This is a genomic window from Thalassotalea agarivorans (genome assembly GCF_030295955.1).
Lineage (GTDB): Bacteria > Pseudomonadota > Gammaproteobacteria > Enterobacterales > Alteromonadaceae > Thalassotalea_D > Thalassotalea_D agarivorans.
Window position 1 is genome coordinate 2,227,977 of record NZ_AP027363.1, and the last position, 24,693, is coordinate 2,252,669.

The following is a 24,693-nucleotide window of genomic DNA, read 5'->3' on the forward strand; positions in this document are numbered from 1 at the left end:
CAGCCATGCTAGGTCGTTTGTTTCGCATACGTTAATAAGTTGTAGTAATTATGATTAAATCAGTGCTAAGCTAAAGTTAACGCAATGATAAACCACACTTTTAACTGTCAAAGCTTACATTGTTGCTGTTTGTGATCTTCGGAACCAGTACTCGGTTTATCTACATAACGCGAACGTTAGGAGCAACAATTGAAGCAAAGTATCAATGATCCCAAATCTTATCGTGCCATTTCATTGGCCAATGGTTTGCGTGTTGTCGTTTGCCACAATCCTACATCCAAAATGTCAGCGGCAGCGCTTGCCGTTAATGTTGGACACTTTTCAGACCCCGAAGACAAACAAGGTCTTGCGCATTTTGTAGAGCACATGTTGTTTTTGGGCACCACTAAATACCCAGACGGCAGTGAATACCAAAAGTATATTGCTAGTCATGGCGGCAGCAACAATGCTTGGACAGCAACAGAACATACCTGCTTCTTTTTTGAAATCAACGCTGATGTTTTGGCGCCCGCATTAGATCGCTTTGCTCAGTTCTTTATTTCACCCGTATTAGCGCAAGAGTTTGTAGAAAAAGAACGAAAGAATGTAGATGCTGAATTTAAACTGAAACTGAAAGACGATATACGTCGCGTATACGACGTACATAAAGAAACCATTAATCAGAGCCATCCTTTTGCTAAGTTTTCTGTGGGTAACATAGACACACTTGCGGATAAACCAAATGACCCAATTAGAGACCATGTCGTTGCGTTTGTTGATGAACACTATTGTGCTCCTTTTATGACGCTCGCTATCGAGGGCCCTCAATCGCTTGATGAGTTAGCCCAATATGCTGATGAATACTTTAGTGATATTAAAACAACAACAAAGTCTAAAGAGCCGCTTAGTGAGCCGCTTTATCTTGATGAAAACAAAGGCATCAAAATAGATATACAGCCGGTGCGCGATGACACACAATTAGTGTTAAGTTTTCCCATGGAAAACACACTACCCTTTTATGAATCTAAACCAGATGCGCTGCTCGCCTATTTACTTGGATACGAAGGTGAAGGCAGCGTATTATCATACCTTAGAGAAAAACAATGGGCATTGTCACTTAGCGCTGGCGCCGGTGTTTCAGGCGAAAACTTCAAAGATTTTAATATTAATATTTCACTGACTGATAAGGGTGAAGAAAACATAAGAGCCATTGTCGGTGCGGTATTTAGCTATATCAATCTTCTTCATAAAACGCCTATCGAGGCGCATCATTTTGCAGACAAACAAGCCATTGCTAACATCAGTTTCAATTATAAAGAGCGCCTCAAGCCACTAGCATCCGTTAGCCAAATTGTGATGAATATGCACTATTACCCAGAGCAAGATTATCTCTATGGTGATTATGCTATGGAGTACTTCGACAAGGATGCCTACAATCATTTGCTCGGTTATTTGTCCGCAGATAACGTGCGCATTGCGCATATATCTAAATCGGTCGTCGCCGATCAACAAAGTAAATGGTATGAAGTACCTTTTAAGGTGACCAAGATTGAACAACAAGACCTTAAACTTTTATCAGAAATAGCGCCGTTAGATCGTTTTCACCTGCCGAGTAAAAACCCTTATACCATAGTGTCGCCGGAACTCGTTGAAAACACGCATCCAGATAAAGTGCTTTTACCTAAAATCAGTCAACAAAGTGATGGTCTAACTGTTTGGTTTAAACAAGATCAAACCTTTAAAACGCCAAAAGGCTTTATATATATTGGCATTGATTCTCCCTTGTGCGTTGAGTCGCCGAAGAACATCGCATTAACACGCCTTTTTGTGGATCTATTTCTGTATTCTGTAGCTGAAGAGTTTTACGATGCCGAACTTGCCGGCATGAGTTATGGTGTATTTTCTCATCAAGCTGGCATTTCTTTGCAGGTTTCAGGCTTTAGTGAGAAACAACATATACTACTAGAAAAACTGCTGATACGTTTAAAACAACCGCAGTTTCAAGCGGAAAGTTTTGAGTTAATAAAACATCAAATGCTGATCACATGGGCGAACGCGCGTCGAAGTAAATCAATGTCGCAACTTTTTTCATTATTAAGTAGCTACTTACAACCTGCTAACCCTCATGCCGACGAGCTCTACGAAGCGCTATTAGAAACCCCTTTTGAAGCATTTGTCGCATTTTCAGCTAAGTTACTAGACGCAATTTCTGTACAGGCGCTTATTCATGGCAATTGGCAACAACAAGATGCCAACAAAATTAGTGACATCATCAAACATCAACTCGGTGATGCCATGGCAGATGATAATGAAGTAGATCCGAAACATGTGCTGCTTGCCGGTAAAGGTCAAATCAACATTCCGTTGCTGTTACCTGAACATGATAATGGCACTATTGTGTACTATCCAATGGCCGATAAAAGTCCTTTATACACGGCGTTGTGTATGTTGGTTAGTCAGCTTTTGGCCCCCTTGTTTTTTGAAGAAATGCGCACGGAAAAACAATTAGGCTATCTTGTGGGTGTTGGTTTTGTACCCATCCATCAATATCCTGGCATTGCCTTTTATATTCAATCTCCACATACAAATGCAGAATCTCTCCTTGCTGAAATGAACACGTTCATTTTCAACGCGAAAAGTATCCTTGCTCAATTATCTGAACAGGAATGGCAAAACTTAAAGAATGGACTTGCGGGGCAATTGTTAGAAAAAGCCACCAGTATGCGCATTCAAAGTCAGCGCTTTTGGGCAGCCATTTGTAATAAAGACCTACAATTTAATCAAAAAGCGCTATTAATAGACGCTCTGCAACACATTAGCATAGAGCAAACCGCGTCTTTCATTGATCAACACTTGATAGCCGATCACCAACCCGATCGCTTAGCATTACTTTCCTACAAAATTGCAGAAGAAATGAACGAAATGCCAAAATCTGGCCGTATCGTAAAAACGGCAGAAGAGCTCAAAGCGCTCTAATAAAATTAATCTATTAAAAGTGTCGTAATTTTGACTCTATTTAGTTGACTTGTCATGCCGCATGCATTGTAATGACAGGATAATTAAAAAAGAGTCTGGTCTTTACACCTTAGCTCTTTGAAAATAAAACACTTTCCTTTTAGGGTTGTTGTATTTTGCTGTTTGAATGGAAAAAATTTGTGCGTATTTTCGTGTCTACCCCTAGTGTAGTCGCGTTAATTTTTGCGTCCTGTTTTTCTTATGCATCACAACAATCTGCCGCTATCGAACTCGACTTTAAAAACTACACCATTCAAAAAGATGGATCAGGACTGTCGAACAACAGTACCTTTGATGTGGTACAAGACAAACATGGCTTTGTTTGGATAGCAACTGAAGACGGGCTTAATAGGTTTGACGGCGAACAGTATGTGTTTTACCGCCACAACCCCAACAACCCAAAATCAATTCCAGACAATTTCATCAGGCGCTTATATATAGATAGTGCTAACACGCTCTGGATTGGTACTGAGAAAGGCTTGGTACGTTACAATAAACAAACTGATGACTTTTCCACCTATACCCAACAAAACAGCAAATTACGAGATAACATAGTTTGGGAAATATTCGAATCAGAAAGTAACCAACTCTTAGTCGCCACTCGCTCAGGCTTAAATACTTTTGACACACAAACTCGCCAAGCTACCGCTATCAATCTATCCCGAGAAAATCAGTCTCTCACTGAAATAAAAAGTATCTTCCAAGATACTAAAGACCGTTTTTGGATTGGTACTTATGAAAACGGATTGTTTTTAGCTGACAAACAGCTCACTTATGCCGTGTCATTGGCTAAGCCCAACAGATGGGATATTAACGTTGCTGCTAGTTCGGTGTTTGAAATCAAAAGTATCGACGACAATATCTGGGTCGCAACAGATAAGGGACTGTACGTTTTTGACGATAATTACAGACCAACATCAAATTCCATAACCCAACAAATGAATGGTTTGGAGATAAGAGCCTTAAACGCAATTTCAGAAAGATTTGTGTTGATAGGTTCTGTCAATGGCTTATACCTTTATGATTCAATTACTCAACGACTTGATTTGCAAAGAGAAGCAATTGAAAATCAGTTTATAACTAAGATTGTTAAAGGACAGTTTGACAAGTATTGGATTACAAGTTGGGGGGGCGGATTATTCTTGTTTAATAATTTTAGTTCCACACAACTACAACCTCCTTTTACCTTTGTTAAATCTAGTAATTCTGTAACTGGCGTGGCTGTAGTAAAAGATAAGCTGTTTTGGATAACTCCCGATGGGAACCAGTTATACTCAAACGTGAATAAGCCAATCAATCTAGATTCATACCCTTTTGAGTTGTTAACTCATAACAACGAGCTCTATGTCGTAACCTGGAATAACGCTTTATACAAAGTAGACCTAAAGAATAATCGAGCATTCGAAGTACTAGAGTTTATTCCAAACTTTGAGGCTGAGGTTCTTGGCAGAGCTTTTATCAATGAGAATAAACTTTGGTATGTTGGTGAAGATGGTAGCTTAAACATAATTGATCTAGTCAACCAATCACACAATTCCTTTAATTTAAAAAACAAAGACATCTCACAAATCGTTTTAAACTCAAATGAAAAAAACAAAATTCTAGTCGCATCTAACGATGGGCATATCTTTCAATTTGATTTCATTTCTGAAACTTTTTCCGTGTTAGTGTCTGCAAAAGAGCTCAAATTTAACTTATCAAGACAGGTTTCTATGCTATTCAGTAATGGTAACCTCTGGCTAGCAAATGATGGGCAAGGTGTATTAAGTTATGACATTGAAAATAAAAGGAAATTGCTGTTTGACGAGAACAAAGGATTAGCCAACAACGTTGTAACTAACTTGGCTAAAGATGACTACGACAATATTTGGGTCGCGACAAGTAAAGGTTTAAGCGTAATTAACAGCAACACTAACAAGCTTCAACATTACTCATTTGACTTTCTAGATACAAACACAACGTTTAGTGAACATGCAAGTGCCAAATTTGCTAATGGCAATCTAGTCTTTGGCGAATTTTCTGGTGTGCATATCATAAACCCTAAAGTATCACTCGCTATAGAGAACAAAGTTTCTAAACCAATTTTGTCCAACCTATCAATTGCGAACAAACCGCTTCCAATAATTAGTAACCAAACTGATGAACAATACCCGTTAGACAAAGCTCTTTTGTTTAAAAATGAACTCGTTTTAAAACACAAAGAATCTCCTTTTACGTTCTCCTTTATCAGTCCAAACAGTAAAATTCAGGGGCAAGTAGCTTACAGATACTTCCTAGAAGGATTCGACGAGAACTGGATAACAGCAGCCCCTAAACAGCGGTCTGCAACATATACAGGGATACCTCATGGAAGCTATCGCTTTAAGCTAGAAGCATACGACACGAGAAACTCAAACCTCAAACAGACAACACAGCTAGATATTACAATCTTGCCACCCTGGTTTTTAACAACTGTAGCTAAGCCAGTATATACCCTACTAGCCATTCTTTTCATGTGCTATGTGGTTTACCAAGTCTACAAAAAACGTGAATACACTCTGAAAATTAAACAAAGTGAGGAACGCCTTAAACTATCGCTTTGGGGTAGTGGTGATGAAATGTGGGATTGGAACTTAAAGAGTGGCCGTATTTATCGTTCTAATATTTGGGGTGTGCTCGACTTTCCGCAAGATGGTCGCCGAAGTGCTGGTCCAGAAGATACCAATATTCATCCACATGATATTCCGCGTGTAAGACAAGCGTTGAATGAACATTTTGCACAAATAACCGATCATTTTGAATCGACTTATCGCGTTAAAAGTACACGCGGCGATTGGGTGTGGGTACTAGACCGCGGTAAAGTCGTTGAGCGTGACCACAAGCAACAGCCTATTCGTATGACAGGTACATTGAAAGACATCAGTGTCCTTAAAAATACAGAAGAAAGTTTAAAACTGTTTGAAAAATGCGTCGAAAACATCTCAGATGCAGTGGTTATTTACGACCAACATTTCAATATCATTGAAGTTAACGAAGCCTATGAATTAATTACCGGTGAAACTCAACAGCAAATTCTTGGTAGACCATTAGCCTTCTCTTTATACCCAGATTCTTTTGTTGAGCGCTTAAAAGCTGATCTTATTCGAAATGGTAATTGGCACGATGAAATCGAGGCTAAGCGCCCAGATGGTGAAACCTACTTGATAGAGTTGAACCTGGATGTAATTCGTGATGAAAGCCAAGCTATTTCGCATTTTGTTGGTGTATTTTCAGATATCACCGAACGTAAGAAAACAGAATCAGAGCTACGTAAACTTGCTAATTCAGATAGCTTAACCCAATTACCGAATCGCGCATTTTTCCAAGCAACTCAAACAAAACTTGTTGAACAAGGCACACCGCATGCTCTACTTGTCTTTGATTTGGATAACTTCAAGAAAATCAATGATTCTATGGGACATGAAATTGGCGACATGTTGCTATGTTCTGTAGCTGATCGCATTTCCAACATCGGCAGAAAACAAGATACCGTGTACCGATTAGGTGGTGATGAATTTAGTTTGATTATTGAAAATACAAACGACATTCACACCATTACGTCTATTGCAAAAGAAGTGCTAGAAACCATTGCTCAACCGATGAAATTGCGTAGTCAAGAAGTTGTGTTGTATAGCAGTATTGGTATTGTGCTCTACCCAGAAGATGGAGCATCTAGCCAAGAGCTACTTAAAAACGCTGATACCGCCATGTATCACGCCAAAAACTTAGGTGGTAATCGTTATCAGTTCTTTAGCGACAACATGAACAAGCAAGCAGTAAAACGCTTGCAGGTAGAAAACTTAATTCGCCATGGTCTCAAAGAAGACTACTTCTCTGTGTTTTATCAACCTAAAATTAATATTGAAACGGGTAAGGTTTCGGGTATAGAAGCATTAGTTAGATTTGAAACGCCTTCAAAAGGTTTGATTAGCCCACTAGTGTTTATCCCTGTATCAGAAGAAACGGGGCAAATCATAGATATAGGTGCAGTTGTCCTTAAGAAAGCCTGCTACGCTACCAAGAAGTGGCTAGATGCTGGATTGTTTGACGGCAAAGTCGCGGTCAATCTATCAGCGATTCAATTTACGCAACCTAATTTAGTTGAATCTATAGCGAATATATTGCAAGAAAGTGGATTACCTGCCAATCACCTTGAGCTTGAAATAACTGAAGGCACGGTAATGGAGAATCCTCAAAAAGCCATTGAAACCATGCTGCAGCTGCGCCATATGGGAATACATCTGTCACTAGATGATTTTGGTACGGGATACTCTTCACTCGCCTACTTGCGTAAGTTCCCGCTGAATACCTTAAAAATTGATAAAGCCTTTGTTGACGATATCGAACATTCAGAGCAAGGTCGTAATATGGTGGCAACCATCGTTACTATCGCACACAACTTAGGACTAGAGGTTGTTGCTGAAGGTGTAGAAAGCAACGGTCAGCTAAAATATCTATCTGAATTAAAGTGTGAACAACTTCAAGGCTATTTGTATAGTAAGCCTATTTCAGAAAACGACTTCCATAAATATTTGTTGTCTCATCAAATAACAAATATCTCTACTTCATTTAAGTAAAGCCAATACCACATCACTATCCGCACGCGAACTATTCTTATGTTCGTGCCCTATTTTTATTGCACTTGCAATCAGTCTGTCAATTATTTGACGAAGAATTTCGTAGATAAATCTTAATTTAGAATGTAAAATGTCAAATTCTTGAACATATGCCACACCCCTTTATTTACAATGCTTTTACACTTTGGCACGAGTTTCGCATATAAGAGTCACTATTATTTTAAAAATTCATAAAAACTAAGGATTTATACAATGTTAAGCTCTATTTTGATGTCACTCGCTGTTTCTGTTAGCCCAGCTACTGAAAGTGTAAATAGCGTCCAGCAAAACGATACAGGATCTTTTGAACAACTAGCTAAAGGTCGTGGTAGTGCTAAGAGAATATTGTTAGAGCTTGAGTCTGAATTAAAAGCCAAAGGACGTGGAAGTGCTAAGCGCATTGATATGGAACTTGAAGAAGAATTGGCTAAAGGTCGCGGTAGTGCAAAGCGTATTGACATGCGTTTAGAAGAAGAATTGGCTAAAGGCCGCGGTAGCGCAAAGCGCATCGATATGCGTTTAGAAGAAGAACTGGCTAAAGGCCGTGGTAGTGCAAAGCGTATCGATATGCGTTTGCAAGAAGAGTTGGCTAAAGGCCGTGGCAGCGCGAAGCGCATTTAAGAGGAGTTCATACAATGATTAAATTTATTAAAGAACTATTTGTAGCGCAAAAAACAACGACTATCGATATTCCAGATATCGAGATTAAAGAGATGTCAGCACAAAGCTGGTGGTCGTAGAATTATCCCTACAAAAAAGGCGCTTGAAAGCGCCTTTTTTTATGCTTTAAATATTAAGCAATCCCAACCATACTGCTGATAACCTTTAGTTCGTCTTTTCATAAAGAACAAAGGTAACACGGCTGGACCAAACAACATGCCTGCGAAAGCCCAACGCTTTCTACCCAGGCCATTTGCCAACGCAGCACAGTAAAAACCAATAGCGAATATCAACGAAAAAACAACAGCGAGCAAAATCATATCTTCAAAAAACCAACATCAAAAAAATGGTTAAAATTTAAGCGGCGAAAGTGTATCAAATCTCGATTAAAAAACAAACAAAAAAGGCGCCATTTGGCGCCTTTTTTACGTAATAAATTGTTAATAGAAAGATTTACCTTCTTCAGCCATCTTCACTAACAGTTCGCACGGTTCAAATCTCTCGCCTAATGTACCCTGCCATTGCTGCATTTGCTCAACAACTGCTTGAATACCTAGTTTATCCATGTAGCTAAACGGTCCACCTAAAAATGGTGGGAAGCCAATACCAAATATCGCGCCAATATCACCGTCACGTGCATTACGAATAATACCTTCATCCAAACAGCGAGCAGCTTCATTAAGCATCATAAACGTTGCTCTTTTCGCCATTTCTAGCTCATTCAGTTTGCCTGCAGGCGTTAAACCTAGGACGCTGTATACAGATTCATCTACCGCTTTCTTCTTCACGTTTTTACCATACTGGTAGAAGCCTTTCTGCGCTTTCTTACCTAAACGGCCATCTGCGATTAGTTTGTCAAACGCATCTGGTGGCGTAAATCTATCACCAAGCTCTTTCTGCAGAATTGGGCCAATTTTAGCGCCAATATCGATACCAACTTCGTCAAGTAACTGCATTGGACCTACTGGGAAACCAAATTTAACTAGCGCTTTATCAAGTTTTTCTACTGGCTCACCAGCAAGTAGCATTTGTGCTGCTTCATTCATGTAGGGCGCTAAAATACGATTTACGTAGAAACCGGCTTTATCTTTTACAACGATTGGTGTTTTGCCTTGTTTCTTAGCAAACGCAACTGTTGTACTGATAGTTTGGTCTGACGTACCTTCATGCGCGATAATCTCAGCCAATGGCATTTTGTCCACTGGAGAAAAATAGTGTAAACCAATAACCTGATCTGGGCGTTGCGCTTTCTCGGCAATTTGACCTATCGGTAAACTAGACGTATTACTTGCAAAAATAGTTGATGTTTTACAATGCGTTTCTACGTCATTCACCATTTGTTGCTTCAGCGCTAAATCTTCAAATACGGCTTCTACCACAATATCGGTTTCTTTAAAGCCTTGATAGTCTGTCGCACCAGTGATCATTGCCATTTGCTTTTGCATCTCACTTTTCTTAATAAAGCGACGCTTAACCTTTTTGTTAAGTAAATCATATGAATACTTTAACGCGTGACTGATTCCTTGATGGCCAATATCTTTAATACGAACCGGTAGCTTCGCTTTTGTTGCCGTAACAAACGCAATACCACCGCCCATTAAACCACCGCCTAGCACAGCGACTTTAGAAAGTTTTTCTGGAGCAACTCCCTCAACACCGTCTTCTTTTTTCATTTCAGTGGTAGCAAAGAAAAGCTTGCGTAGTTGCGCAGACTCTTCACTCATTACCAGATCACCAAAATGTGATGCCTCTACCTGATAACCTTTTGCTCTAGCGCCACTTACCCCTGCTTTAACACAGTCAATTATTTTAATTGGCGCAGGATAGTTACCTTTAGTTTTAGCTAAGGTCATTTTCGTCGCTTGATTAAACACTATGTTGCGGCCAATAGACGTGCCTTCCAAGAATTTCTCTACTAGGCCTTTTTTGCGAGGTTTTGCCTTAACATTTCCTGACATCGCCATTTTTTCAGCAACGTCAATCAATACACTGTTTGGCACTACGTCGTTTACCAATCCAGCTTTCAATGCTTGTTTAGGACGCAACTGCTTACCCGCTAACATCATATCTAGCGACTTTTGAATGCCAACAAGCTTAGGTAGTCTTTGTGTACCACCGCCGCCAGGTAATAGACCAAGTTGCACTTCTGGCAAACCTAAAGCGGTTTTAGGGCTATCTGAACAAACACGTGCATGACAAGCCATCGCTAGCTCCAATCCACCACCTAGGCAAGGGCCATTAATTGCTGCAACAACTGGAATAGAAAGTGACTCTAGCTGATCAAAGATAACCTGACCTTGTCGTGACAAATTAACCGCTTCTTCAGCTGTTTCGCAGCTTGCAAGCATATTGATGTCTGCGCCAGCAACAAATGAATCGGCTTTGCCGCTCATTAAGACTAAACCAGTAATGCTTGCATCAGACTTAATTTCCTCAAGCATTGCTGATATTTCGTCGGCAAATGCTGACTTTAAGGTGTTCATGGTTTCACCAGGCACGTCCATAATTAAACGCGCGACGCCATTTTCTTGGCGTTGTAAAGTAAAAGTATTATCGGCCATTAGTCTGTCTCCACGATCATAGCTGCGCCCAAACCACCTGCTGCACAAGCAGTAGTTAAGCCTACGCCACCACCGCGACGTTTCAATTCATTCAATGTTTGTGTGATTAAACGAGCACCTGTAGCGGCAAATGGATGTCCATATGCAAGTGAACCGCCCATCACGTTAAATTTGTCCATATCAATGTCGCCAATCGCTTTATCACGACCTAGCTTTTCTTTTGCAAACTTGTCGCTCGACCACATTTTCATGTTGGCTAATGCCTGCGCAGCAAAAGCTTCGTGCATTTCAATAAGATCTAGGTCAGCTAATGTCATGCCCGCACGCTCTAACGCTAGAGGCGTTGCATAGCTTGGGCCCATTAGCATATCTTCCCATACGTCAATGGCAGTAAAGGCATAACTTCTGATGTAACCTAATGGTTCATAGCCAAGTTCTTTTGCACGCCCTTCTCTCATTAATAAAATTGCCGCAGCACCATCAGTAAGAGGTGTACTATTTGCCGCTGTCACGCTTCCGTGTTTACGGTCAAATACTGGACGAAGTTTCGCATAGCCTGCTAATTCAGAGTTTTCTCGAATACAGTTATCTTTATCAATAAAACCTTTATATGGCTCACTGTGCGCCACCATCACTTCATCAGCCAATTTGCCTTCTGCCCAACTTTGTGTTGCTAAGGTATGACTGCGGTGAGCCATTTCGTCTTGTGCTTGACGAGAAATTTGATGTGTTTTTGCCATTTGCTCTGCTGTTTGTCCCATCGACAAACCTGTTGAATATTCAGCAACCGCCGGAGGCACTGGCAATATATCTTTAAACTTAAGCTGCTTAATAAGCTGCCATTTCTGACCGAAAGTTTTTGTCTTGCTTAGGTCCAGCAAAGTACGAGCAAACTTTTTAGAAACACCAATAGGTGCAACAGATGAACTATCGGCACCGCCTGCAACACCAATATCCACTGTACCTGCCATAATTGACTCAGCAATGTTTACAGTAGATTGGAAACTGGTCGCACACGCACGAGAAACGCTGTAAGCGTCTGTGTGCACGTTCATACCTGTACCCAACACAATCTCGCGAGCAATGTTAGGTGCTTCTGGCATTTGGACAACTTGCCCAAAAACAAGTTGATCAACCAATGTTGGATCTAAATCAACTTTATTAATCAGTTCATTGACAACAATTTTGCCTAAGTCGACTGCTGGTACGCCATGAAACGCTGTTGCTTGCTTAGCAAATGGCGTTCTCAAACCTGAGACAATAGCTATACGCTCGCCTGTTGCTGTCTTTAATGTTTTATTTGACATAGTGTTCCCTTATAGAGGTCAGACCTCTGTAGAATTTGTACTGATTGTACTCACTTAATAAAAATTTTCAACCGACGGTTTTTCAAACACAAGATTTGCGACCAAATGCACATATTTGCCGATAAAAGTAGGGATAAAGCTTGCAATACAAGTCACTAGCCTTATATTAACTACCCATAATAGCATTATGACAAAGATAAATTATCCCGCCATGATCAGAGACGATTTTTCAGTATTACAACAACATCTAAGCAACCAGATAATTGGCCAACAAGCATTAGTAGAAAATTTACTGATCGCTTTGCTTGCTGATGGACACTTAATTGTAGAAGGTCCTCCTGGTTTAGCTAAAACACGTGCTGTTAACGCACTAGCGCAAGGATTAGAAGCAGATTTCCATCGTGTCCAGTTTACGCCAGATCTGTTACCTGCTGATTTAACCGGTACCGATATCTATCGTCCAGAAGATGGCAGTTTTACTTTCCAAGCTGGACCGCTATTTCGAAATCTTGTATTGGCAGATGAAATCAACCGAGCACCGGCTAAAGTGCAGTCAGCGCTTCTAGAAGCAATGGCCGAAGGGCAAATTACCGTTGGTAGAAACACCTACCCTTTGCCTGAACTATTTCTTGTTATGGCGACACAAAACCCGATTGAACAAGAAGGTACATACCCCCTACCAGAAGCGCAGTTGGACCGTTTTTTAATGCATCTAGAGGTGAATTACCCGGACGGTGAAAATGAACTTGCGATTTTAAAGCTTAATCGTGGCGAGGCACTATCTCAGACATCAGAAGCCATCAGTCAGTTATCGCAACAAGCCATATTTGCAGCGCGCAAGGAAGTGCTAGCTATCCACATGGCAGAATCTGTCGAGCAATACATCGTCGATTTGATTCTTGCGACTCGTCAACCAGAAAAATACGACCCTAAGCTAGCACAATGGGTCGCCTTTGGTGTAAGTCCTCGCGCAACAATAGCCCTGGACCGCTGTGCCCGAGCTCGTGCCTGGTTAGCAGGTCGAGACTTTGTTAGCCCTGACGATGTTAAAGCAGTCATTCACAATGTGTTGCGTCACCGCATCTTATTAACGTATCAAGCAGAGGCCGAAGGTGTTTCAACTAACCAAGTGATCGATGAACTTCTTTCGCTTGTAGCGGTAGCCTAACGATAGCCTATGTGGTTTAAACAAACATCAATCACGACACAAGCGAATCAGCGACTCGAAGCATTAAAATCTTCAGGCGTTGATATGACGATCGATGAATTGGTGCTTTACCAAAGCAAGTCCGCGTTAATCAACCTTGCACCAAGTAAACAGTTTTTTGGCCATATGGCGGGTAATTCGCTCGCTAAAAATAAAGGTCGAGGCATGGAGTTTGATGAAGTGCGTCATTACCAAACGGGTGATGATATCCGTGCCATTGATTGGCGAGTGACCGCACGCACAGGTAAAACCCATACCAAGCTATTTCGCGAAGAAATAGAGCGCCCAGTATTGATAGCGACAGACCTAAGCGACAGTATGCGTTTTGGTAGCCAACTATTATTCAAATCTGTACAAGCGGGTCATATTGCAGCCCTTGTTGCATGGCACGCGAAAAAGCGAGGCGATAAAGTTGGCGGTATGATATTTACCGATTCCGACCACTTAGAATTGAAACCACAGTCAAGGCAACAAGGCGTGCTGCATTACCTTCACGCGCTAACACAAATGCACAACGTACAAAGCAATGACAATATAAGTGCTGAAGACGCTGAACTCGCATTTGCCAATAACTGTCAAAGATTAAGGAAATTGTCAAAACCAGGTGGTCTAATTTACCTCATTACTGACGGTACGCATTTTAGCGAGCAAGCTATTCGTCATCTGCGAACGGTGTCGATGCATTGTGAGCTGGTCATTTGTCTAGTGCATGACCCTATCGAGCGTCAACTGCCAGAAGCCAGTCAAACCTTATCACTAGCCTTTACCGATGGCCGTAATAGACAAACCATTAATGTTGGCGACAAAAAAGTGGCGTCCGCCTACCAGGCAAATGCCAAGTTGATTGAACATGAACTCATGCGTTCACTGCAACATATTAAAGCCCGAGTTGTCGAATTTAGTGCGGGAGAAACACTCGAGGCACAGTTAAAAATGGGACACAGAATTAAGTAGTTATGCAAAATCTTGATTTAAAAGATATCCATTTACCACAAGCTATTTCAGATGCGCCAATCGCGCTTGGCTGGTGGTTTTTGTATGTTGCTGCCGTTACTTTTGTAGTGCTAGCGATTACTCAAAGCTATCGCTATGTAAAACGCAACAAAGCGAAAAAAATAGCAATAGCAAATCTTGCTAACTGTCGCACAGAACATCAAATGCTAGCCACCTTAAAATGGGCAATTTTACAATATCTGCCGCGTAGCGAAGCAGCTCATATACATGGTGAAGCATTAGCTGATTACATGGTGTCATTATTGCCTGAAAAGCATCACCTTACCTTTAAACAAGAGCATCGCGAAGTATTCAATCAGCTCTATCAACAACACCTCGATACACAAGCACTCGCTAGTGCCAGTAAGTTTTGGCTAACACATGCACTTCCTAGCGCAGTCAAGCGAGCAGAGGAATTACGATGATAGAGTTTGCTTGGCCATGGTTACTGTTACTACTGCCTTTACCGCTGGTATTTTTGTGGGTGCCTGCTGTTAAAAAGCAAAACGCGACGGCATTAAAGCTTCCGCAATTGCCGCAAGCGCTGGCGAGTCAATCGCAGCAAGTTAAACGTGGTAAACAACATCTTTGGTTACTATGGCTAATATGGATGCTATGCATCGTTGCTGCAGCTAGACCTCAATGGTTAGGTGAAATTATGCCGATGAGTCAAGAGAGCCGCGAAATGATGGTCGCAGTGGACTTATCCGGCAGTATGCGTATTGAAGATATGAAACTAAATGGCCGTCAGGTTTCACGTTTGGCGATGCTTAAAGTATTGCTCGGCGATTTTATCGAGCGTAGAGAGGGTGACCGACTGGGGCTTATTCTTTTCGCCAACGATGCCTACTTGCAAACCCCAATGACATTTGATCGAAAAACGGTACAACAAATGCTTGATGAGGCTGTACTGGGTTTAGTGGGAAAAAAAACCGCTATTGGCGACGCTATCGGGCTTGCTGTAAAACGTTTTGATCAAAAATCAGAATCAAACAAAGTATTGCTCCTACTTACCGACGGTCAAAACACAGCGGGAAAAATCAAACCTAAAGAGGCGCTTGAACTTGCGATAGCGAAGGACATAACGATTTACACTGTGGGTATCGGTGCAGAAACCATGGTGACCAACTCTATTTTTGGCCGCAGACAAGTCTCGCCGTCGAGCGACTTAGACGTAAAGCTATTGCAAGAGATTGCAGATAAAACCGGTGGCCAATATTTTAGAGCGACAGACGGGCAATCGATGGAAAATATATATGCCACGTTAGACCAATTAGAGCCTGTAGAACAAGAAGCACAGCAAGTCAGACCGATGACCGCCCTATTTTACTACCCTTTAGCACTCGCATTAATACTTTTACTTATTGCTTTAATTGCGCAGGCATTAAGCAATAGATTGACGCAAAAGGACGTAAGCTATGGCTGATTTTCATTTCTTACGACCGTACTGGTTACTAGCGCTTATTCCGGCCATGCTTGCCCTGTTTTACATGTTAAGGCAGTTTAAACATCAATCCGCTTGGCGCCAGTTTGTTCCGCAACATTTAGCCAGCAAGGTGATTTCTGATGCAAAAGGTTCTAGACGCAGTGCGGTATTCATTCCGTTTTTTTGCCTGTTACTAGCTATCATAGCGTTAGCTGGACCGACATGGAAAAAATTACCGCAACCTCTCTATCAGGCAAAGAAAGGCAGTGTATTGGTGATGGATATGTCATTATCGATGCTCTCCACTGATCTCGCGCCTAATCGGCTAACCAGAGCTCGATATAAAGCGTTGGATTTGCTTGAACAACTCAATGAAGGGGAAGTTGGTTTAATTGCCTACGCCGGTGATGCGTTTATCATTAGCCCGCTCACTAAAGATATTAACAATATAAAGATATTGCTGCCTTCTTTAACACCAGAAATTATGCCAGCGTTTGGTAACAACCCTTATGCTGCGCTAAACCTTGCGTCGCAAACTTTAGCTAATGCAGGCTTTAACCAAGGGCATATCTATTGGATTACCGATGATATCGACCGAGAAGATATGGCAGATATTGCACAGTGGCACAAAGATAACGGTTTTACTACACATATACTTGCCATTGGTACAAAAGCAGGAGCGCCAATAAAGTTACCTAATGGTGAACTACTAAAAGATGATTTTGGGCAAATTGTGATGCCAAAACTTCCGGTGGATCGGCTTAAAACAATGGCCAAGCAACTAGGTGGTGTTTATAGTACAGTGACCGCAGATGATACCGACATTGAACGCTTGTCATTACCCATGCTGACTGATGTAGAAAAAGAAGAAAATCAAATGCAACAAAGTGGTGATAAATGGCAAGAGTTCGGCCCCTACTTGGTATTAATACTGCTACCTGCCCTATTGTATTTATTCCGTCGAGGCGTGCTATTGAGCGGCCTAATAGCGGTGCTTCTATTGTCACCTCAGCCGGCGTATGCTGATACTTGGAGCGATTTATGGAAAACCAAGGATCAACAAGGTAAAGCATTGTTTAATGCTGAAGCTTATCAAGATGCTGCAACAACATTTACCAACAGCCAATGGCAAGGCAGCGCCTATTTCAGAGACGGTGATTTTGAAAATGCTTTAAAAGCTTTTCAACAAGGTGATGATGCCAATGCCTATTACAACCAAGGCAACGCATTAGCACAATTACAACGTTATCAAGAAGCGATAGAAGCATATAATCAAGCATTAGAGCTCGCGCCTGATCATCAAGATGCGATGCACAATAAAAAACAAATTGAAGAATTGCTTAAACAACAACAGCAAAATCAAAGTGACCAGCAAAACCAACAAGAGCAACAAAATCAAGATCAGCAACAGCAGGATCAACAACAGAATCAGCAACAAAACAATAGTGAACAGCAGCAACAAGACAGCGAGCAGCAAAGTAGCGATTCACAGCAACAAAACCAGCAAGAGCAGCAAAATCAGCAAGAGCAACAACAGCAAAATGCTCAACAAGATGAACAGCGGCAATCAGCAGAAGAACAAGCACAAGAACAAGAACAAGCTCAGCAGCAAGACGGTGAGCAACAACAGATGCAACAAGTAGATGCTGAAAACGCCGATGATGAAAAATCAAAAGAAGAACAACAAAAACATCAACAGATTCTAAAAAAAGTCACTGACGACCCTTACCTTTTGTTGCGCAATAAAATGCAACTTGAATACCAAAAAAGGCGTCATCAAACTTCTTCCAAAGGAGACAGTAAACAGTGGTAAGGCTATTGATTACCTTGATTTTTTGCGCATTATCAATACAAGCGCATGCAACCACCAAGATAACGGCTACGGTAGATCAAAACCCTGCTGTGGTGAATCAGTCTCTATTATTAGAAGTCACTGCAGATGATAGTTTAGGTGACAAGACGCTCGATTTAAGCGCATTGGAGCAAGACTTTTTGGTCGGCAGAACGTCGGTCAGTAGCCAAACCCAAAGTATCAACTTTAAAACAACACGCAAAACAATCTGGCGTACGGTGTTAGTACCCAAAAAAGTCGGTCAATTTACAATTCCAGCGTTTGAAATAGATGGACAATTCTCCGAAGCATTTCAGCTAAGCGTACAAGCTGCCAATGAGGCGTCTTCTGTCGCCAATGACGTCTTTATGACGGTTGATTTATCGCAACATGATATCTATGTGCAGCAGCAAAGTTTACTTACCGTTAGGCTTCATTTAGCCGCTGAATTGCAACGTGGCAGTTTATCTGAACCTATTATGCCTAATGCGCTGATTGAACAATTTGGTAAGGACACTGAACAGCAAGAAATTATTGACGGTAAACGCTACAATATAATAGAAAGAAAGTATCTCGTTAAGCCACAACAAAGCGGACAATATACCTTAACGCCACCCCTTTTCTCAGGTGAAGTCATGGTGCCTTCTGCTAGGCGAGGAAACTTTTTAAGCTTTAACACGACCAAACCTGTGTCTGTTGCAGGTGAAAAGATTGCTGTAACGGTAAAACCGCAACCAAGCGAAGCACAAGGCGATTGGCTGCCATCGGAGCTGGTAATATTAGCTGAAGAGCAATCTGAACAATCGACATTTTTTGTCGGTGATCCAATAACACGTAAAATCACCCTTACTGCGGTGGGCGTGTCACAAGAACAATTGCCGCAGATCAATCTGTCTTTACCTGATGGTTTGCGAGCTTATGCTGATCAACCGCAAATTACTTCTGGGACGCGCGAAAGTAGGTTGATTAGTCAATCCACCACTAGCTTTGCCATTGTTGCATTGAAACCTGGCACATACACCATGCCAGCAGTCACCATTCCATGGTGGAACACCATTACTAACAGACAAGAGTTTGCCACGATAAACGCTCAAACGGTCACGGTTGAAGCAAGTCCTGACATTATCTCAGAGGTCCCTACTACTAGTGACGAGACCAATACTGTTACCGTTATTGAGACGCAAGCACACTGGCTACAATGGCTATTTCTTGCTTTATGGCTAGCCACGTTAGCTGCTTGGTTTTTTACCTGGTATTTACAACGTCCTAAATCTCAAACAGTTGCAATTAAAAATGGGACGAATAAACCATACCTAGCCTTGCTAGCCGCGCTCAAGCAACAACAAGCATCGCAGTCATTACAATTACTTTTACCTTGGTTAAATCAGGTATTAAATAGTCAGTTTGTTTCTCTTGCACAGGCAACCGCTCATATAAATGATTCAGCACTGAATGCAGCGATCGCTGAACTAGAGGCAAGCTTATACGGCAGCAATGAAGGTAGTTGGAACAGTCAAACGTTGCTAGCACAAGTACAAAAAATCAATAAAGTTTCCTATGCTAAACAAGAAGAAGGGACGCTTAAGATAAATCCTTAAACATAATTTGCGATAATTATACTTTTATCTGAAATTATTTTTGGCAACGCAAGGTCAATAATGGCATGACGATAAAACAATTAAAATATGAAGCCCTAGTCAAGACCTACCATGGCGATCTGTATCGTTACGCCTACTGGTTATGTCATGACAAACATGTGGCAGAGGACCTAGTGCAAGAAACGTTTCTTCGAGCGTGGAGAGCATTAGACTCGCTAAAAGACGATAAAGCCGCAAAATCATGGTTAATTACCATTTTGCGTCGGGAAAATGCGCGACGTTTTGAACGCAAGCAGTTTGATATGTCTGAGTATGAAGAATCGAGTATTCAGGATACAAAGACAAATTCTGCAGAGCAAGACATGGAAAATGGATGGTTACATCAGCGCATCGGTAAACTAGCCGAAGAGTATCGTGAGCCGTTAATTTTACAGATTATCGGCGGCTTCAGTGGCGAAGAAATCGCTGAATTGTTGAATCTAAACAAAAATACCGTAATGACGAGGCTTTTCAGAGCGCGTAATCAGTTAAAAGAGGCGCTAGATGAGCAACCGATGCTAAGACGAGGTCAATACAATGGATGATTTGCAATTTAGGCGCAGTATTTACGCAGATCCAAATAGCGATGACAAGCTAATACGAGAGGCAATTGCTTCAGATCCAAAGAAGCAAAAGTTTGCTGAAGAAATTAAAACGCTCGACAATTCTATTGCTCGCGTGCTGAATGTTGACGTGCCAGCTGATCTGGAAAACAAGCTACTTTTGAGGCAAAGCTTTGCCCGTAGCGCTCAGTCAACGAAACGTAGACGCGTTCATTTAGCGTTAGCTGCATCAGTTGTTTTTGCTTTGGCCGCAACCTTAAGTTATGTGCAGTTTACCCCTGTTCACTCTAACTTAGGTGACTATGCACTTGCACATGTTTACCATGAAGCAGACCATTTCAATAATGGTTTAACACAACGTGTCAACCTGACAGATTTAAACCAGGAGTTATCGGACTACGGTGCAAGCTTTGTTAGCTCTATTGGTGAAGTGATAGCAAGTAAACATTGCTTCTTTGATGGTATGGATAGCCTTCATTTAGTGTTAAAAGGTAAAAACGCACCTGTAAACGTGTTTATTACGCCAAAAGCCGAGCATTTAGTGTTTAAAGACAAGTTTGCCGACGAATACCTAAATGGTCAGTCAATTGAATTTAAGCAAGCGAATGTCATCATCGTTGGCGATAAGTCAGAATCTTTGAGCCAATGGCAACAACAGATAAAAGATAAGATACGTTTTCAGACTTTATAGAAAAAGGGCCCTAAGGCCCTTTTTTTTGTCTATATACTTTATTTTGCCAGCATGTAGATTATGTCAGTGTCACTTTTTTCTTCATCTAATCGACCATACTTAAAAAGCACATCGTCTTTTCCATCACCATTTATGTCTGCAATAAAAACGCTATTACCATCGGCCGGTAAATCTATATCGACGCCTTTACTCTTCTTGGTAAATAAACTTTTTGAACGCACGCCAGCATATACACGAATTTCATCGTCATCATCCGACAGCACCATATCGTCAAGTCCATCGCCATTAAAATCACCTAGTTGCACAACCGGGAAGCCTGTTTGACCTTTAGTTAAACTAAAATTAAGCTCAACCTCGCGCTTTACATTGGGCTTTTTAGGGTAGTTACGACCAGACAGTTTAAACATATACACTTTTTGATCTATGCTACCGCTTAGCAGCGCACCAATGATCTGCGAAATACCGATATCAAAGCCAGAGACTAATACTTCTCGTATACCATCGTTATCGTAATCAACAAAATTAAAACCGGTTAAGGTACCGTCCATTTGTATCTTGGTATCTGCCGTTAAATGATAATAAATGTTGCCCGCTTCTTGTCGCCCAAAATAGATTTCGTAATCATTAACGCGATCAAGCACACCTTCACTTTTAGTATATCTAACCACCATGTCAGGTAAGGCGTCATCATTAATATCTTCCAGTTTTTCAAGGCGCCTATACACCAGATTACTTTGATCTAGGCTCTCACCGCTGCTGTTGCGCTGATGCCACCAGTCAGTGCCAGAAATAGTTGGCTCAATGTCTATCACCTCTCCCTGCAATTCAAACAAGCCATTATTCTGTTGCGGGAAATAAACAACCTTGCCATCAATGACATTAACTATGTCCTTCTTGGTATCGCCGTTCATATCCGCAAAATACAAATCACGCGTAATGAATCGTGCGCCATCGCCTTCTAGTTGGACAATAGGCTTAATGGCGATAGATTGCGACAGCGATTCTTCAGAGCCTAAATTGGTATAAACGTTAATGCTGTCAAAGTCAGGTAAAACAGCTTCAGGTTTGCCATCACTATTTAAATCATAAATAAAACTTCGTCTGCCGATATAGCGCGGATTGTCCTTTAAATAAATCGATGAAACTGTCTGGAGCGGTTGCCAGATAAAGTTTTTGTCTTGCCATGTAAGGGCAAATATGCCGCTTTGTGACATGAAATAGAGCGTTTGTTTGTCCTGCTTTTGTTCTTTTTTAGGTAAGTAATAGTCAAATGCAAATACACCTGAAGGAATGCGGTATTGCGCAAGTAATTCAGCCTTTTGTGCATTTTCTACCTTCCACACCAGTAGAAATTTTACGCCATTGTCATCTTCACCAATACTGACCACTTCAAGGTCAGAACCACCATCAATATTAAGTGTAAAAGGCGAATAAATTAATGGATGTGGAGAGGTAAGCTTGCCCTGGTTAAATTCTTGTCCTTGCGCAAAGAAAACTGTCAAGGAGACCAGTAGTAAAAGGGGCTTAATTGACTTTCGAATTTGCCGAGATAACTTGTTAGAATATGACACCTGTACTCACTTTTATTACTTATTAAATTGTCTGAAAAAATACTGGTTTTGGGATTACCTCGCACAGGTACAACAAGTTTTTGCGCAGCGACACTAGATCTTGGCTTCCCAACAGCACATACGGCCTATACCGATAAAGCGATCAAAAAAGCGACTGTTATTGCCGACGCACCCGTCTTTTGTGACTATCCCAATTTATATGAGCAATATCCAACAGCAAAGTTCATCTTATTGCATCGAGATTTTCGCCTTTGGATACCCTCAATAAGACAATTATTGTTGCGAATGCATACTAATGTTACGCGAAGTGATGGCGGCTTTAGCCCAACTATAAAACGCGTTTACACAACAGTCTTCTCACCTTTTACCATAGAAAACATCAATAGCGATAGCTTTTTAATCGATTGTTATCAACAGCATAGCAAACAAGTGCGTGAATTTTGCGATATTAACAAGGTTCCATTGTTAGAGCTTGATATTAGCGAAGAAGGCAGCGAGCAGGCATTAGTCGACTTTCTAGCAATAAAAACCGAACCCTTTACCTTTCCTCACGTAAACAAAGCAGGCAAAGTCATTTATTGGAACAAGATAAAGCACCCGCTAAAAGTGAATGCGCTAGAAAAGTAGCTGTATTTTCTCTTTACCTATAGGGTTATCAGCCGCAAAGTTATTCTTGAATTTTCTTGTAACCGCGAAAAGCTCAGCTAAAATAGTATGAGACTGATTGATTTTATTAATAAAATTACTCATAACGTTGGTCGAGGAAACTCAAAAGGAATAAAGTATGAAAAAACGTGTATTAGCTTCTTTATGTGCCGCTACCATGCTATTTACTCACGCTGCGCATGCAAATGTAAAAGTTGGTGTGGCTGCCGATATGGGCATAAGTGTAACGTCGCAATTTAACGGTAATATGAACCTTATTGTTGGTGACGACGGTATGGCATTTGATTACTTGTTTATGAACGGCAAAGTAGCAGATTCAGAAGTAGACTGGTACATCGGTGGTGGCGCTTGGGCTAATTGGAATAATGGCTGGGGTGTGCGTGTACCACTGGGCGTTGAGTGGAGCTTTGCTAAAGGTTGGGATGTATACGGCCAGGTTCACCCAACAGTAGATTTTGACTTTGATACCGATTTTGATTTTGATGGCGCGTTAGGCGTTCGTTTCTCTTTCTAGTCAGCAAAAACATAAAAAAAGCGAGCTATTGCTCGCTTTTTTTAATTTGTTTATATCTTACGCATCAATTGCTTTAGATATTGCTTCAACGGATGCTTTTGCATCGCCAAATAACATTTTTGTATTGTCTTTAAAGAACAATGGATTTTGAACGCCAGCATAACCTGTATTCATTGAACGTTTAAACACGACTACTTCTTTCGCATGCCATACCTCTAACACTGGCATACCTGCGATTGGGCTATTAGGATCTTCTGACGCCGCTGGGTTAACCGTATCATTAGCGCCGATTACCAGCACAACATCTGTTTCAGCAAAATCATCATTGATTTCTTCCATACCTTCAACAATGTCATAAGGGACTTTTGCTTCAGCAAGCAATACATTCATATGACCAGGTAAACGTCCTGCAACAGGGTGAATACCAAAACGCACTTTTATGCCTTTGTCTTGCAGCTTTTTAGTTAAATCATGTACTGGATACTGAGCCTGCGCCACCGCCATACCATAGCCTGGTGTGATGATTACCGACTTAGCTTGCGATAGCATTTGAGCTACTTCATCTGCCTGCGCTTCGACGTGCTCGCCATAGTCAACATCAGTATCAACATGAACGTCTGTACCAAAGCCACCTGCGATAACACTAATGAAACTTCTGTTCATGGCTTTACACATGATATACGACAGAATCGCACCAGAAGAACCAACCAGCGCACCTGTTACGATAAGCAAGTCATTACTTAACATGAAGCCTGCTGCCGCAGCAGCCCATCCTGAATATGAATTCAGCATAGACACCACAACTGGCATATCAGCACCACCAATCGATGCAACCAAGTGCCAACCAAACACCAATGCGATTGCTGTCATGATTAATAGAGACGTGGTATCGCCGCCGACATTAACGAAATAAATCATTAGCGCAAATGACGCAACACCCGCTGCCAAATTCATTTTGTGGCGATGGGGTAACATCAATGCAGACGAGTTAATAATGCCTCTTAACTTACCAAAAGCGACAACTGAACCAGTAAAAGTTACAGCGCCAATGAATACGCCTAAGAAGACTTCGGTTAAATGAATGTTTTGCTCTATGCTACTCAACGAAACGCCATGTTCAAAGTAGCTATTAAAACCTACTAGCACGGCAGCTAAACCAACGAAACTATGTAAAATAGCCACCAGTTCTGGCATTTCCGTCATTTCAACGCGTTTAGCTAAGCGCAAGCCTATGGTTGCACCAATCGCCATAGTAACGGCAATAATCCATACGTTATCTACTCTTGGGTCTAGGATTGTCGCAACAAGCGCAATCGCCATACCAATGATCCCGTACCAATTACCTTGGCTAGCAGTTTCCTGCTTACTTAAACCCGCCAAACTGAAAATAAACAGTAAAGCAGCAATGATATATGCAGCTGTAATTACACCTTCCATA

Annotated in this window: 18 protein-coding genes; 13 read left to right on the forward strand and 5 right to left on the reverse strand. The window is 41.3% G+C overall.

Annotation, left to right across the window (positions count from 1 at the left end; translation table 11 throughout):
- Positions 1-189: 189 nt before the first annotated feature.
- From QUD85_RS10205 to QUD85_RS10215, 3 genes are all read left to right on the forward strand, one after another.
- Positions 190-2,955, forward strand: coding sequence for an insulinase family protein (locus QUD85_RS10205; protein WP_093328207.1), 2,766 nt, complete (start codon positions 190-192; stop codon positions 2,953-2,955).
- A 179-nt stretch (positions 2,956-3,134) separates the two neighbouring features.
- A complete protein-coding gene (locus QUD85_RS10210; RefSeq protein ID WP_093328206.1) occupies positions 3,135-7,589 on the forward strand; it encodes an EAL domain-containing protein in 4,455 nt (1,484 codons plus the stop codon).
- 252 nt (positions 7,590-7,841) lie between these two features.
- Positions 7,842-8,249 (forward strand): hypothetical protein, encoded by a 408-nt coding sequence (locus QUD85_RS10215; protein ID WP_093328204.1) that lies wholly within the window; start codon positions 7,842-7,844, stop codon positions 8,247-8,249.
- Positions 8,250-8,407: 158 nt separating this feature from the next.
- On the opposite strand, the gene QUD85_RS10220 is transcribed toward QUD85_RS10215, so the two are convergent.
- The 3 genes from QUD85_RS10220 to fadI form a co-directional block, all read right to left on the reverse strand.
- Positions 8,408-8,602: a hypothetical protein gene (locus QUD85_RS10220; protein WP_286218791.1), complete on the reverse strand. Its 195-nt coding sequence runs from the start codon at positions 8,600-8,602 to the stop codon at positions 8,408-8,410.
- Positions 8,603-8,728: 126 nt separating this feature from the next.
- Positions 8,729-10,849 (reverse strand): fatty acid oxidation complex subunit alpha FadJ, encoded by a 2,121-nt coding sequence (gene fadJ, locus QUD85_RS10225; RefSeq protein WP_093328201.1) that lies wholly within the window; start codon positions 10,847-10,849, stop codon positions 8,729-8,731.
- Complete coding sequence (gene fadI / locus QUD85_RS10230) at positions 10,849-12,156, reverse strand: acetyl-CoA C-acyltransferase FadI (protein ID WP_093328200.1); 1,308 nt, start codon at positions 12,154-12,156, stop codon at positions 10,849-10,851. Before fadI ends, fadJ begins: the two co-directional genes overlap by 1 nt.
- A gap of 211 nt (positions 12,157-12,367) precedes the next feature.
- Here fadI and QUD85_RS10235 point away from each other — a divergent pair, with 211 nt between their 5' ends.
- The 8 genes from QUD85_RS10235 (at position 12,368) to QUD85_RS10270 (ending at position 20,504) form a co-directional block, all read left to right on the forward strand.
- Positions 12,368-13,324: an AAA family ATPase gene (locus tag QUD85_RS10235; protein ID WP_093328198.1), complete on the forward strand. Its 957-nt coding sequence runs from the start codon at positions 12,368-12,370 to the stop codon at positions 13,322-13,324.
- A 9-nt stretch (positions 13,325-13,333) separates the two neighbouring features.
- A complete protein-coding gene (locus QUD85_RS10240; protein ID WP_093328196.1) occupies positions 13,334-14,317 on the forward strand; it encodes a DUF58 domain-containing protein in 984 nt (327 codons plus the stop codon).
- Positions 14,318-14,319: 2 nt separating this feature from the next.
- Positions 14,320-14,781 carry a DUF4381 domain-containing protein gene (locus QUD85_RS10245; RefSeq protein WP_093328195.1) on the forward strand — a complete coding sequence of 154 codons (462 nt, stop codon included), beginning with the start codon at positions 14,320-14,322 and terminating at the stop codon, positions 14,779-14,781.
- Entirely contained in the window at positions 14,778-15,782 is a 1,005-nt protein-coding gene (locus tag QUD85_RS10250; RefSeq protein ID WP_093328193.1) for a vWA domain-containing protein, read from the forward strand. The genes QUD85_RS10245 and QUD85_RS10250 overlap by 4 nt, the downstream gene beginning before the upstream one ends.
- Positions 15,775-17,595 carry a vWA domain-containing protein gene (locus tag QUD85_RS10255; protein ID WP_093328191.1) on the forward strand — a complete coding sequence of 607 codons (1,821 nt, stop codon included), beginning with the start codon at positions 15,775-15,777 and terminating at the stop codon, positions 17,593-17,595. The genes QUD85_RS10250 and QUD85_RS10255 overlap by 8 nt, the downstream gene beginning before the upstream one ends.
- A gap of 5 nt (positions 17,596-17,600) precedes the next feature.
- Complete coding sequence (locus QUD85_RS10260; protein WP_177168851.1) at positions 17,601-19,211, forward strand: BatD family protein; 1,611 nt, start codon at positions 17,601-17,603, stop codon at positions 19,209-19,211.
- 65 nt (positions 19,212-19,276) lie between these two features.
- The gene (locus QUD85_RS10265) at positions 19,277-19,795 is read left to right on the forward strand and encodes a sigma-70 family RNA polymerase sigma factor (protein WP_093328188.1); all 519 of its coding nucleotides are present in this window, start codon (positions 19,277-19,279) and stop codon (positions 19,793-19,795) included.
- Positions 19,788-20,504, forward strand: coding sequence for a DUF3379 family protein (locus QUD85_RS10270; RefSeq protein WP_093328186.1), 717 nt, complete (start codon positions 19,788-19,790; stop codon positions 20,502-20,504). Before QUD85_RS10265 ends, QUD85_RS10270 begins: the two co-directional genes overlap by 8 nt.
- A gap of 38 nt (positions 20,505-20,542) precedes the next feature.
- Here the strand turns inward: QUD85_RS10270 and QUD85_RS10275 are convergent, their stop codons facing one another.
- Positions 20,543-22,006 carry an FG-GAP repeat domain-containing protein gene (locus tag QUD85_RS10275; protein ID WP_093328185.1) on the reverse strand — a complete coding sequence of 488 codons (1,464 nt, stop codon included), beginning with the start codon at positions 22,004-22,006 and terminating at the stop codon, positions 20,543-20,545.
- A 96-nt stretch (positions 22,007-22,102) separates the two neighbouring features.
- Between QUD85_RS10275 and QUD85_RS10280 the strand changes: the two genes are divergently transcribed.
- Together QUD85_RS10280 and QUD85_RS10285 are read left to right on the forward strand one after the other, a co-directional pair.
- Complete coding sequence (locus QUD85_RS10280; RefSeq protein ID WP_093328183.1) at positions 22,103-22,702, forward strand: sulfotransferase family protein; 600 nt, start codon at positions 22,103-22,105, stop codon at positions 22,700-22,702.
- Positions 22,703-22,859: 157 nt separating this feature from the next.
- A complete protein-coding gene (locus tag QUD85_RS10285; RefSeq protein WP_093328181.1) occupies positions 22,860-23,255 on the forward strand; it encodes a hypothetical protein in 396 nt (131 codons plus the stop codon).
- A gap of 57 nt (positions 23,256-23,312) precedes the next feature.
- Here the strand turns inward: QUD85_RS10285 and pntB are convergent, their stop codons facing one another.
- A complete protein-coding gene (gene pntB / locus QUD85_RS10290) occupies positions 23,313-24,692 on the reverse strand; it encodes a Re/Si-specific NAD(P)(+) transhydrogenase subunit beta (RefSeq protein ID WP_093328180.1) in 1,380 nt (459 codons plus the stop codon).
- Position 24,693: the final 1 nt, after the last annotated feature.